Origin of the sequence: Kaistia granuli DSM 23481 (assembly GCF_000380505.1) — a bacterium.
Taxonomy (GTDB): domain Bacteria; phylum Pseudomonadota; class Alphaproteobacteria; order Rhizobiales; family Kaistiaceae; genus Kaistia; species Kaistia granuli.
The window spans coordinates 369,655-381,650 of the sequence record NZ_AQYH01000010.1 but is presented as its reverse complement, the minus strand read 5'-3'; the positions used below and the strand labels follow the sequence as shown (position 1 = coordinate 381,650).

At 66.9% G+C, this 11,996-nt stretch carries 14 protein-coding genes; 8 read left to right on the top strand and 6 right to left on the bottom strand.

The window, feature by feature from the left end; all coding sequences use genetic code 11:
* Positions 1-20: 20 nt before the first annotated feature.
* The gene (locus G342_RS0116945) at positions 21-308 is read left to right on the top strand and encodes a GIY-YIG nuclease family protein (protein WP_026304538.1); all 288 of its coding nucleotides are present in this window, start codon (positions 21-23) and stop codon (positions 306-308) included.
* A gap of 297 nt (positions 309-605) precedes the next feature.
* On the opposite strand, the gene G342_RS25390 is transcribed toward G342_RS0116945, so the two are convergent.
* Positions 606-1,082, bottom strand: coding sequence for a porin (locus tag G342_RS25390; RefSeq protein ID WP_018184360.1), 477 nt, complete (start codon positions 1,080-1,082; stop codon positions 606-608).
* 66 nt (positions 1,083-1,148) lie between these two features.
* The gene (locus G342_RS0116935) at positions 1,149-1,631 is read right to left on the bottom strand and encodes a YadA C-terminal domain-containing protein (RefSeq protein WP_156830986.1); all 483 of its coding nucleotides are present in this window, start codon (positions 1,629-1,631) and stop codon (positions 1,149-1,151) included.
* 282 nt (positions 1,632-1,913) lie between these two features.
* On the opposite strand from G342_RS0116935, the gene parS reads away from it, so the two are divergent.
* Positions 1,914-2,342 carry a type II RES/Xre toxin-antitoxin system antitoxin gene (gene parS, locus G342_RS0116930; protein ID WP_018184358.1) on the top strand — a complete coding sequence of 143 codons (429 nt, stop codon included), beginning with the start codon at positions 1,914-1,916 and terminating at the stop codon, positions 2,340-2,342.
* 67 nt (positions 2,343-2,409) lie between these two features.
* Positions 2,410-2,847 carry an RES family NAD+ phosphorylase gene (locus tag G342_RS0116925; RefSeq protein ID WP_018184357.1) on the top strand — a complete coding sequence of 146 codons (438 nt, stop codon included), beginning with the start codon at positions 2,410-2,412 and terminating at the stop codon, positions 2,845-2,847.
* Positions 2,848-2,931: 84 nt separating this feature from the next.
* On the opposite strand, the gene G342_RS0116920 is transcribed toward G342_RS0116925, so the two are convergent.
* Genes G342_RS0116920 through G342_RS26090 form a run of 3 tightly spaced genes read right to left on the bottom strand, consistent with a single transcriptional unit; the run spans position 2,932 to position 6,120 of the window.
* On the bottom strand, positions 2,932-3,933 hold the full coding sequence (locus G342_RS0116920; RefSeq protein WP_018184356.1) for a TRAP transporter substrate-binding protein: 1,002 nt from the start codon (positions 3,931-3,933) through the stop codon (positions 2,932-2,934).
* A gap of 11 nt (positions 3,934-3,944) precedes the next feature.
* A complete protein-coding gene (locus G342_RS0116915) occupies positions 3,945-5,795 on the bottom strand; it encodes a TRAP transporter large permease (protein WP_018184355.1) in 1,851 nt (616 codons plus the stop codon).
* Between the two features lie 10 nt (positions 5,796-5,805).
* A complete protein-coding gene (locus tag G342_RS26090; RefSeq protein WP_018184354.1) occupies positions 5,806-6,120 on the bottom strand; it encodes an NIPSNAP family protein in 315 nt (104 codons plus the stop codon).
* Between the two features lie 264 nt (positions 6,121-6,384).
* Here G342_RS26090 and G342_RS25740 point away from each other — a divergent pair, with 264 nt between their 5' ends.
* From G342_RS25740 to G342_RS0116885, 5 genes are all read left to right on the top strand, one after another.
* Positions 6,385-7,083: a pentapeptide repeat-containing protein gene (locus tag G342_RS25740; protein ID WP_018184353.1), complete on the top strand. Its 699-nt coding sequence runs from the start codon at positions 6,385-6,387 to the stop codon at positions 7,081-7,083.
* A 92-nt stretch (positions 7,084-7,175) separates the two neighbouring features.
* The gene (locus G342_RS26085; protein WP_018184352.1) at positions 7,176-7,349 is read left to right on the top strand and encodes a hypothetical protein; all 174 of its coding nucleotides are present in this window, start codon (positions 7,176-7,178) and stop codon (positions 7,347-7,349) included.
* A gap of 224 nt (positions 7,350-7,573) precedes the next feature.
* Positions 7,574-7,741 (top strand): hypothetical protein, encoded by a 168-nt coding sequence (locus G342_RS26080; RefSeq protein ID WP_018184351.1) that lies wholly within the window; start codon positions 7,574-7,576, stop codon positions 7,739-7,741.
* A 211-nt stretch (positions 7,742-7,952) separates the two neighbouring features.
* On the top strand, positions 7,953-9,095 hold the full coding sequence (locus tag G342_RS0116890; protein ID WP_018184350.1) for a hypothetical protein: 1,143 nt from the start codon (positions 7,953-7,955) through the stop codon (positions 9,093-9,095).
* A gap of 161 nt (positions 9,096-9,256) precedes the next feature.
* Positions 9,257-11,224 (top strand): hypothetical protein, encoded by a 1,968-nt coding sequence (locus G342_RS0116885; protein ID WP_018184349.1) that lies wholly within the window; start codon positions 9,257-9,259, stop codon positions 11,222-11,224.
* Between the two features lie 61 nt (positions 11,225-11,285).
* Here the strand turns inward: G342_RS0116885 and G342_RS0116880 are convergent, their stop codons facing one another.
* The gene (locus G342_RS0116880) at positions 11,286-11,924 is read right to left on the bottom strand and encodes an FMN-dependent NADH-azoreductase (RefSeq protein WP_018184348.1); all 639 of its coding nucleotides are present in this window, start codon (positions 11,922-11,924) and stop codon (positions 11,286-11,288) included.
* Between the last annotated feature and the right edge of the window lie 72 nt (positions 11,925-11,996).

Sequence of the window (11,996 nt, the reverse complement as noted above, 5' to 3'; positions counted from 1 at the left end):
CCGACGCGCATCCTTGCGCCATGCAACCCTGCGCCTACATCCTTGCCAGCGGCTACAACGGGACGCTCTACATCGGCGTTACCAGCGCGCTGCCGCAACGCGTCTGGCAGCACCGGGAAGAGATCTTCGACGGGTTCACCAAGCGCTACGGCGTCAAGACGCTCGTCTACTACGAGCCCCATGACAGTATCGGAGAGGCCATCCGTCGCGAGAAGCAGCTGAAGCACTGGAACCGCGCCTGGAAGATACGCCTGATCGAGAAAGACAATCCCGACTGGCGCGACCTCTATCCGGAAATCGCGATCTAACCACCACCGTCGTCCCGGGCGGAGCGCAGCGAAGACCCAGCCCCATTCAGCCAAAGCGCAAATCGCGACGGAGAATCCGGCTGCATGGATCCTCGCCTTCGCGAGGATGACGCCGGAGTGAGTGGCTGGCAGGTGCCGCCACGCGCGCCCCACCCTCGCCGTCATCCCGGGTGAAGCGTAGCGGAAGCCCGGGATCCATTCAGCCGAAGCGCTGTTCGCGGCCAAGAACTCGGCTGTATGGATCCCCGCCTTCGCGGGGATGACGCCGGAGCGTGCGGCAGCGGATACTCCGCCCCCTTACCACGACACGTTCAACCCCACCCTGCCGCCGACGCTGCCTTCTTCCGCGCCGACCGCGACACCGCCGTTCAGCGTCACATTGGCGTTGATGCGGAAGGCGCCGGCGAGGCCGAAGGCGCCGTCGTCCTCGAACTGGGCGTAGTTGCCGGCGATCGCGAAATTATGCCCCTTCTCGATGATGGGCACCGGCAGCGCGCCGATCACGGCGGCCGCCCGGCTCGTATCCTCGGCGGCGGCGAACGCCTGGTCGATCCGCTCAGCGAGTTCCGTCTTGCCGTAGACCGGGCCATTTTCGGTTTCGACGGCGGTCTCGCCGGTATCGACCCGGACGCAGGTCTCCGTCCCCGGAATGTACTGGTACCCGACGCCGAAGCGGTGACAGACGCGCACATATTCCTTCGGATATTCTTGGGCGACGGCCTGACAAGGGCCGGCCGCGAGCGCGGCGGCTGCCCAGATGACTTGCTTCCACATGATTTGCCCCGATCAGAACGGGCCGTGAGCGCCGAAGGTCCTCCAACGAACCGGACGGCGACGGCGCTACCAGGAAAGGTTGAAGCCGACGCGGCCGCCGACATTGCCCTCGTCGGCCCCCACCGCGACGCCGCCGTTGAAGGTCAGGTGGCTGTTGACGCGAAAGGCGCCGGCAAGGCCGAAGGCGCCGTTGCTCTCGAACTGCGCGAAATTGCCGGCCAGAGCGAAATTGTGGTTCTTCTCGACGAAGGGCACCGGCAGCGAACTCATCACCGCCGCGCCTTCATTGGCGTCGTCGATCGCCTCGAAGGCCTGGTCGACGCGCTTGGCGAGCGCGGTCTTGTCGCGGACGACGCCGTCCTTGGTATCCGTCCGTGTCTCGCCGGTCGCGACCTTCACGCAGGTCTCGGTGCCGGGGATGTACTGGTAGCCGGTGCCGAAGGCATCGCAGACGCGGACATATTCGATCGGTGCCGCCACCGCGGCGCGAGGCATGAGAATAGCGCTCGCCGCGACGGCCGCCGCGGCGCCAAAAGCCGACATTTTCATTTGTAGCCCCCAAATGATGAAGCTGTGCCGTAGCGACACCGCTTGATCCGGCGTGAGACTAGCGCCCCGGTTTCGATTCCATCAAGGACGGCTTACGCATGGTAAGGAGCCCCATTAATCAATGATTAAGACTGTTGCAGGATTGCAACCGTCAGGTGCGCCGGGGTTGCAGGAACGGCCGCGTCGGCGAACGGCGCCCGCCCCGACCGCGCGACCCAACTTGCCGTTGCGGCCACATGCCCCTATCTTTGGTGCATATCGCCATATGGCGGGGAGATCCGAATGAGCCATACCCATGCCCTGGACATTGTCGGCGGCGAAACCGCGCTCGGGCTTTCGATCCGCAGCGGGCGCGACCTGATCGCGGCGGTCCGGCACGGGCTTTCGGTCAAGGCGGTCGAGCATGTTCTCGACACCGGCCGAATGACCCTCTCCGAGATCGACCTCGTCGTGCTGCCGCGCAAGACGCTGTCGCACCGCCGCAAGATCGGCACGCTGACGGCCGACCAGTCCGACCGGCTGATGCGCGCCGCGCGCGTCCTCGCGGCGGCCGAGGATACGTTCGGCAGCCAGGAGAAGGCGGCGAAATGGCTGCGCCGGCCGACAAGCGCTCTGGACGGCGAGACGCCCCTGTCCCTGCTCGACACGTCGGAAGGCGCGCTGCAGGTGGAAAACCTGCTCGGCCGGATCAGCCACGGCATCGCCGCCTGATGGCGCGCGCCGGGGCCAGTGGCCGCGCGACCCTGCCCGCCGGGCCTCCTCCTCCGGGGGATGTCCGTTGATCGCCTGGCGCATCAGCCGCGCCCCCTTCGCCGATCTCACGGGCACCGGCGCGCGCCTCTATGGCGGGCGCTGGAACTCGCCCGGCCGGGCGATGGTCTACGCGGCCGAAACCGCGGCCCTCGCTGTGCTGGAAGTGCGCGTCCATCTGGACCTGACGCCTGATTTGCTGCCGGACGATTATGTGCTGACGGCGATCGAGTGCGGCGCTCCGGCGATCGAGATGGTAACGGCCCTGCCCGACGATCCACGCGCCTTCGGCGATCGCTGGCTCGCCGAGGCGCGGACGGCTGTACTGCGGGTGCCCTCCTTCATCGTACCGGAGAGCGCCAACCTGCTCCTGAACCCGGCCCATCCGGACGCAGGCCCGTTTGCCGTGGAGAGCCAGCGCCCCTTCCGCTTCGACGAGCGTCTCTGGCTGCCGGCCAACGCATGAGCGACCGTCCTCGCATCTTGAATCGAGAACGACCGCCAACCCGTTGTTTTGACTGCCCTAATGGTGGAAAGGCCCGCGAAGGTCTCAGTCGATGGCGCGGATGGCCTCGATTGCCTCCATGCCGCCGACCTTGTCGGCGAACTGCTGCCAGACCGTACGGGCGCCCGCTTCCCAGGCGGGGCGATCCTCCGGCTGGGTGACATGGCCGCCATTCTCCAGCGCGATCTCCATCGAGGCCGCCTCGTCGGCGACGATCAGCGCGTCGAAATAGGTGGCGCCCGCCACGGCGGCCTGCTGGAAGACTTCCTTCTCGGCGTCGCTCAGACCTTTCCAGAACGGAGCTGCGAACATCACCACGCCGGAGGCCCAGATATGGCCGGTCTCGGTCAGCCAGGGCACCACCTCGTAGAGCTTGAAGCCGGCATAGGCCGATTTGGTCAGGTCCATGGCGTCGACGACGCCGGTCGCCAGCGCGTTGTAGGTCTCCGGAATCGGGATCGCAGCCGGGTTAGAGCCGAAGGCCGACCAGAGCGCGGTATGCAGCGGGCTCTGGATGACGCGGATGCGCTTGCCAGTGAGCTGCTCCGGCACGGTCACCGGCTGCTTGGTCAGCAGGTGGCGGGCGCCGTAATTGATGTAGTCGGCGACGACGAACTGCTCGGCCGCGAATTTCTGCTTGAGAGCGGCGCCGAGATCGCCGTCGAGCACCCGGTTCAGATGGCCGCCGTCGCGGAACAGGAACGGCAGGTCGAGGATCTGCGCCTCCGGCACCCAGCCGGAAAGCGCCGAGACGGTCGACAGCGACGCCTGGATCGAGCCGAGGCGGAGGCCTTCCGCGACCTCCTTCTCGCCGCCGAGCGCCGCGTTCTGGACGATGTTGAAGCGAAACGCGCCCGGCAGTTCCGCCTCGACGCGATCGCGGATGTTCTGCCAGATCATCGTCTCCGGCTTGTCGGGGCCAAGCAGCGAGGCGACGGTGAGCGAGCGCGCCGCCTGGGCCCGGCCGATCAGGGCGGGCGTTGCCAGCGCGACGGCGCCGAGGGCGGTGGCGGAACGAAGGAACTGGCGACGATCGAAGGCGGACATGGCAGGGCTTCCTAGCGGGCGGAGAGGAACGCGCTGGCAACGACCGCGCCCGCCGAAAGCAGGGCGAGCGAGGCGATCAGCGCGGCGAGATAGGGCAAGATGGCCCGGAACAGCGCCCCGGCCGGCAGGCGGGTGACGCCGCTGACGACATAGACCAGCATGCCGACCGGTGGCGTCAGGCCGCCGATCATCAGATTGACGACCAGAATGACGCCGAAATGGATCGGGTCAATGCCGGCGGCGATCGCGAGCGGCATCAGCAAGGGCCCGAACAGCAGGATCGCCGCGCCGATATCGAGCACGAGGCCGACGACCAGCAGCAGGACGTTGCTGAACAGCATGACGGCGATGGCGCCGCCGCCAAACAGCGCGGCGAGGCTCGCCACCATGCCGGAAATGTCGTCGACGGCGAGCAGGAAGGCGAACGGCGCCGCCGTGCCGATCAGAAGGCCGATGGCGGCCGCCTCGGCGCCGGCCTGGCGGAACGCGCCATAGAGGCTGGCGACGCCGAGCCGCCCGAACAGGCCGAGCGCCAGCGTATAGAGCGCGGCGAGCGCCGCCGCCTCGGTCGTCGTCACGATGCCGAGACGGATGCCGGCGACGACGATGAAGCCGAGGCCGAAAGCCGGGATCGCCGCGACGCCGGCGCGCCATTTCTCCGCGCCGGAGGACGGTGGCGCCGTGCCGCCGGACCGGGCTGTCCAGTGGATGGCGATCGCCAGCGCCACCGCCATCACCGTGCCGGCGACGAAGCCGCCGACCAGCAGCTTACCGACGGAAAGATTGGTCGCGGCGGCGAGGATCAGGAACGCGATCGACGGCGGGATGACGTTGTCGAGCACCGAGGTCGAGGCGATGATGGCGCCGGCCTGCGCCGGCGGATAACCGTGCTTGACCAGTTCCGGCTGGAACGTACTGGCGCCGAAGGCGGCATTGGCGACCGAAGAGCCGGAGGCGCCGGAGAAGAGCACGCTGGTCAGCAGAGTCGTCTGCGCCAGCCCGGCCCGCTTGTGGCCGACTAGTGCCGCGGCGAAACGCACCAGCTGGCCGGCGACGCCGGAGGCGGTAAGCAAGCCTCCCGCCAGCAGGAAGAACGGAATGGCGAGCAGCAGGAATTTCGACAGGCCCGACACGACCGAGGCGACCATCGCCGGCTCGGGCATGGTGCTGCCGAACGGAATGGCCAGATAGGCGGCGGCAAGGAGGGCGTAGGGCAAGGGCGCGGCGACGACGAGGCCGGCGAGCGCGATCAGCCCGAGCACGAGGCTCGGCGGCAGTGCGGTCGCGACCTGGAGATTGCCGGCGCCGGCATAGACGATGGCGGCGAGCCCCGCAGAAGCGAAGATCGGCACGCCCCGCCCCGCCGCGAGGCGCTGCAGCAGGACGGCCAGGACCGTCAGCGCGCCACCCGCGCCGAGCACGGCGAAACGGATCCATTCCGGAAGGCCGAGCATCGGCGACACGCCGCCGAGCAGGGCTGCGATCTCGGCGCCGCCGGAGACCAGCACCAAGCCGCCCAGGACGACGAAGGCGTCGGCGAGGATCTGGGCGGCGCCCTGCCCCCGGGCCGGCAACAGGCGCGTGAAGACGTCGAGCCGCATGGCGAGCGCGCTGTTGACGGCGAGCGGCGCACCAGCCGCGACCAGCGCCACATGCAGCCAGATCGCCAGTTCATCCGAGCCGAGGAAGCCGCCGCCGAAGCCGTAGCGGAGGATGACCGCCGTGATCACCACGCCGAGCAGCGCGACAAGCAGCAGGGCGCAGACGAGGCCGAGCCCGCGTTCGAGGCGACGCAGCCAACGGGCCGCCGCGACCGATCCGAAGGCCGGTTCCGGCGCCGCCAGGACGTTGCTCTGCGCCAAGGCCTCGCTCCTAGCGCAGCGGCGAGAAGGCGGTCGGCCGCAGGATGCGGCTACGCATGCTCTGGACGAAGCCCGAGGTCTTGGCGCGGAATTTCAGCCATTCGGGATCGGCTTCCATGGCGGCGCGGCGACGCTCGCGCTCGCCCAGCCCGTCAAAGCCCCACATGTGCACCACCTCGTTCACCGTGCCGACATCGGTGGTGAACCAGCCAATCAGATGGCCGAGATGATGGACCTGCAATTCCATGCCTTCGCGGACATAGAGGTCGAGATAATCGCGCACATGGGCAGGGTGAATGGCATAGGTCCGCTCGTCGACGATCATCGCTGGCTCCGCTTCTTCCGGCCCGCCTCCCGCCGCCACCATGGCGGAGGAAAGATCCCGAACCTTCTGATCGGACTACGCAAACCGCTCGATCCACCCAAATCCGACCGCCATCGACTTAGGGTAAATCCCCCGGCTTGGCGACCGCATTCGAGACCGGCGCAAGGATATTTCCCGATTGGCGCCTCCGGTTGGAAAGCCATCCCGCATGGCGCCGGTTCCGGCGCGGCGGTACAACGGAGGGACCAACCAAGGTCCGATTCGATGCCCAAAACCTCGCCGCGCCTCTTCGAGAACCTCGTCGCACAGGATGTCCGGCTGACGAAGCTGCTCGACGGCGCGAGCCAGCTCACAGGGGCGCGCTTCGTCAATTGCCGGCTGACCGATTGCGACATGACCGGCGTCGCGCTTGCCGACGCGGTGTTCGAGCATTGCGATTTCAGCGGCAGCGATTTGCGCGGCGTCGACGCCACCGGCACGAGCTGGAACGCGACACGCGGCCTGAAGATCAACTGCGCCGGCACCGACCTCGCCGAAGCCCGTTTCAGCCACTGCAATTTCAGCAATTCGGACTTTGCCCGGGCGCGGCTCACCAATGCGAGTTTCGAAGACTGCAAGCTGACCGGCGGCGACTTCCAGGCCGCCGCGACCATCGGCATTTCGTTTCGGCGCTCCCGCCTCAACGGCGCGATGCTGCGCAATGTCTCGTTCCGCAAGGAGACGATCGACGGCGTCGATTTCGCCGATGCCGATCTTGCCGGATCGGATTTCCGCCACGCCATCTTCGTTGACTCGTCGCTTCGCTCCGCCAATCTGCGGGCGGCGAAGTTTGAAAGCGCCGACCTGCGCGGCTGCGATCTGGGCGCCATCACGCTGGCGGATGCCACCCTGTTCCGGAAGGCGATCATCTCGAAGTCGCAAGCGACCGAACTGCTGAAGGGCGTCGGGCTGATCGTGCTCTGAGCGCACCCGCAACCGCTCCTACAACCCGCCTAGCCAAAGGGCTGCCCGGCGCTATATTGTGGAGCTTCGGAGACAACCAAGGGTAAGCCACCATGCGCGCTTTTCTGGCAGTTCTCGCGATCAGCACCGGGCTTGCCGGTCTCACCGGTCTCGCCGGCTGCACGACCAATCAGAATGCTCCCGCCATCGAGGCGATGAATCCGGTGAATGCGTGCGGCCCCGGCGGCTCGTCCAACGCGGAAGACTGCCCGAGCAGCCGTCGCTAACCCAGGTCGAGCCCCAGGCTCCGCCCTTTCCGGCATTGATCCATGTCCACCGCCCGGCGGCCTGGCCTGGACCAGATCCCGATCGTTCCCGGCACGCCGGCAGTGCCGCCTATCGGCTTCGTCTGATCACTACGACGCACGGACTCTTCGGACGGCGACGTATGGCCATCCGATCGGCCGACGCTATTTGCCCCTGCAACGCATCGAAACAACGGTCCGTCATCATGCGCCAGTTGCCTGCGACCCTCTTCGTACTTGCCAGCCTGCTCAGCGTCGGCGGCTGCACCAGCGACCCGAACTCGCCGGCCATCAAGGCGATGCAGCCGGTCAATGCCTGCGGCCCCGGCGGCACGCCCGACATCAACGCCTGTTCCTCATCCGGGACGCGTTGAGAACGATGTCGGGAGCGGACGCGAATCGGCCAACGGCAACAACCGCGAGGGCAGGCCGCGCGCAGCTGCAACCCTTCAATTCATCATAGGTGACCCGCGTCACAGCCGGTGCGCGCGTTCTTGCTCTCGCCATGAACTCCGTCCAGAATGCCGCCCAGTCATTGCCCGGGCTCATTCCCGGGCACTCTTGATTCGTTCCTTGGAGGACATAATGAACCTGACGGTTTCCGGCTTCGCGGTGCGCAGCCTCACGCTGGCTTCGGCGCTGATGCTGTCGACGGCGGCCTTCGCTGCCCCCGATGCCAAGAAGATCGCAGACGCCTTCGTCGCCGCGGCCCAGACCCGCGACGAGGCGAAGGTTACCTTCGAGGCAGCCAAGGCCGACGGCGACAACGTCACCCTGTCGAACGTGCTGATCAAGGCGAAGGACGGCGGCGACGTGACGATCCCGCTGGTCGTCATCGAGAGCCCGCTGGAGCGGACTGCCGGCGGCTTCACGGCGGCGAGCATCAGCTTCGATTCGGGCAAGATCGCCGACGCCGAGACGACGATCACCTGGGCCAAGGGCATCGCCAAGGACGCGATCGTTCCGGCGCCGAAGGAGATCAACTCCCAGGCCAAGATCACTCCGTTCTCCAACCTCGAAGTGTCGACGATCAGCGTCACCTCGACCGAGACGCCTGCGCCGATCAGCATCGACAGCTTCACCGTCGCGCTCGGCAACGTGATCGAGGGCGCGCCGAACGACGGCCAGCTCAACATCAAGGGCATCAACGTCCCCGGTGACGTGCTGAAGTCCGACGAGCAGACCAAGGACTGGGTCGAGCAGCTCGGCTATGACAAGCTGAACTTCGACGTCGCCATCGACGGCGGCTATGACGGCGGCAACAAGACCTTCACCTTCCGCTCGATCAGCTTCGACGGCGCGGACGTCGGCAAGCTCGCCATCACCGGCACGTTCGGCGGCCTGCCGCGCGAGAAGCTGCAGGATCCGGACAAGCTGTCGGAGCTGGCCGCGACCGCTACCGTCGACGCAGCCACGATCCGCTTCGACAATGCCGGCATTGTCCAGCGCATCATCGACATGCAGGCGAAGGCCATGGGCGCGACGCCGGACCAGTTCGTCGAGCAGATCTCCGGCGCGCTGCCGCTGCTGCTCTCCGTCGTCGGCAACCAGGGCTTCCAGGACCGCATCGCCACCGCCGCGACCGCCTTCCTGAAAGATCCGAAGTCCCTGACGATCACGGCCGCTCCGGGCAACCCGGTCCCGGTCATGCAGATCTTCGGCGCCGCCTCGACCGCTCCGCAGACGCTGCCGGACGTCCTGGCCGTCGACATCAAGGCCAACGACTGATCCTTGCGCTCCAGCGCCCGCGCCTGAAGCGCCTGAAGCGCCTTGAATGAATCCCGGGCGGTGCAGACCGCCCGGTTTTTTCTTTCCGCGATCGGAAAGACCGCCTCTGAGAGGGCGACGCCGGCACAGCGCCGATCGCCCCGCCGCCATGGAGCCTTGTTATGAGTCGTTCGTCGCTACGCCACCGTCTTCTCGCCGTCGGCGTCAGCGCCGCCGCGATGACGGCCTCGCTGCCTGCCCTTGCCGAGGAACCGGTCGAAACGGCGATCCGCGGCTGGGTCGCCGCGCTCGATGCCTCGCCGAACTGGGTCGCCGGCTTCGCCGAGCTTTCCTATGACGAGAGCCAGCGCGCAGCCACCATCCGCAACCTGACCATTCGCAGCGAGACGCTGGCGACCAAGATCGAGATCAGCTTCGGGACGCTCGGCGTCACCGGCTATGCCGAGACCTCGGATGGCGGCTTCAAGGCGATCGAGCTCAGCGCCGACGACAGCAAGATCGTGGTTGGCGACATCGCCGACGTGAAGATGCGCGACATCCGCGTCGACAATCTCTCCGTGCCGAGCTTCGCCAATTTCGTCTTCGATCCGGCCCGCGCCTTCACCTCGGTGGTCAAGGGCCTTTCGATCGCCGCCAAGACGTCGATCGACAGCATCCGCATCGGCCATGTCGAATCGACCCAGTCGGCCGAGGGGCAGACCTCCAAGGCCTCCTATGGCAGCTACGAGCTGAAGGGCATGGCCGACGGCAAGATCGACCAGGTCACGCTCGGTCCGGTGTCGCAGGAGATGCCCTCGCCCGACGGGCTGGTGACCTTCAAGGTCGACAAGATCGAGGCCCGCAAATACGACCTCGACGCGCTGATCGCGGTGCTCGATCCCGATCGCTTCGTCGGCGGTGTCGGCGACGGCAAGTGGCGCGACGTTCTCGGCCTCGAAGTCTATAGCAACTTCGCCGTCGACGTGCCCGGCGCCTCGGTCCGGGTCGGTTCGTTCGAGGCAGAGAATCTGCGCGTCCGGCAGCCGAAGCGCAGCTTCTCCGAGCTGTTCGACACCCTGTTCGCCAAGCCGGATATGTCGGAAGACGACATGGCCCAGCTCGCGCGCGACCACATCGCCGGCCTGTTTAGCGTCGTCGGCGTCGGCGCGCTGCGGATGAACGATCTCGACATCACCGCGCCCGAGGTCGAGCGCTTCCACCTCGGCGATTTCCACATCAACGACTTCTCGAGCGACGGCATCGGCGAGATCGGCCTCAGCGACCTCGACGCCGCCGTGCAGGACAAGGGCTCGATCGGCGCCGAGCGCCTGGCGATCGGCGGCTTCAAGTTCCCGGATCCGGACCTGCTGGTGCAGGCGATCTACGCCAGCGAACGCGGCATCGACGTCAATCCGCTGCCGCTGGTGCCGACCTTCGGCTTCGCCGAGGCGATTAATTTCGACGTCACGCAGAGCGGCAAGAAGCTCGGCTCAGTCGACCGCGCCCGCACGGATCTCAGCGACTATATCGGTCCGGTGCCGACGAAGATCGTCACCGACATCCGCGGCCTCGACCTCGACCTGTCGCAGATCGAGGATCGCCGGGCGCGCGAGATGATCCGCGGCCTCGGCTATGACCGGCTGATGGCCGACTACGGCTTCAAGATCGCCTGGCGCGAGGCCGACGAGAGCGTGACGATCGATTCGTTCCGCCTCGCCATCAAGGACATGGCAACCGTGACCATGGACGCGACGCTGACCGGTTTGACGCGGCGGGCGATCGAGGATCCGAAGGCGCTGGAAGCAGCGCTGCCCTCGCTCCTGTTCACGCGCGGCAAGCTGGCGATCGAGGACAAGTCGATCGTCGAGCGCGCCGTCGGCATGCAGGCCAAGAAGATGAATGTCGAGCCGGACAAGTTCCGCCAGCAGATCGCCGGCGCGCTGCCGCTGTTCCTGATGGTGCTGAAGAACCCCGGCTTCCAGGCCAAGCTCGCCCCTGCCCTGCAGGCCTTCATCAAGGCGCCGGGCACGATGACGATCACGGCGGCGCCGGCGACGCCGATCCCCGTCCTGCAGCTGATCGACGCGGCGGAGAACACGCCGCAGAAGCTGCCGGACCTGCTGCAGGTCGAGATCAAGACCACCCCGTAACGACAAACGGCCGGATCGCAAGATCCGGCCGTTTTCATTCAGGCTATGGCTCGGGCGGGGATCAGGCCGCCTCGGCCACCACGGTGAGTGCCCGCGCCGCCTCGGTCGCCCGGATCTCGGCGGCGGCCAGCGCGCGCTCGGCATGTTCCGGACCGAAATTGACACCCTCGACGGCGATCACGTCGACATCGGTCATGCCCAGGAAGCCGAGCACATAGCGCAGATACGGCCCCTGGAAATCATGCGGCTTCATCGGGCCTTCCGTGTAGATGCCACCCTTGGCCTCGACCAGGACGACCCGCTTGCCGGTGACGAAGCCGACCGACTTGCCGTCGACATAGCCGAACGTGCGGCCGGCGCGCGCGACATAGTCGAGCCAGGTCTTCAGCGTCGAGGTGATGGTGAAGTTGATCATCGCCGAGGCGATGACGACGATATCGGCGGCCAGAAGCTCGTCGACGAGCTTGTCGGAGAGTGCGACGAGCGCCTTCTGTTCGTCGGTGCGGTTCTCCGGCGGGCCGAACAGGGCGCCGAGATAGGTTTCATCGAGATGCGGCAACGGCTCGCGCGCGAGATCGCGGCGAACGACGGTGGCATCGGGGTTGCTGGCGACGAGATCGGCGAGCACGCGCTCGGCCACCTTGCTCGAATGCGAGGCGCCACCACGGGGGCTCGAGGTCACGAAAAGGATGTTGGTCATCGGTCTTCCCTTCACTATGTTACGGAAACCGGCCCAATCCCGGGGGAGCGGCATTGGTACCGTAGAGTAACA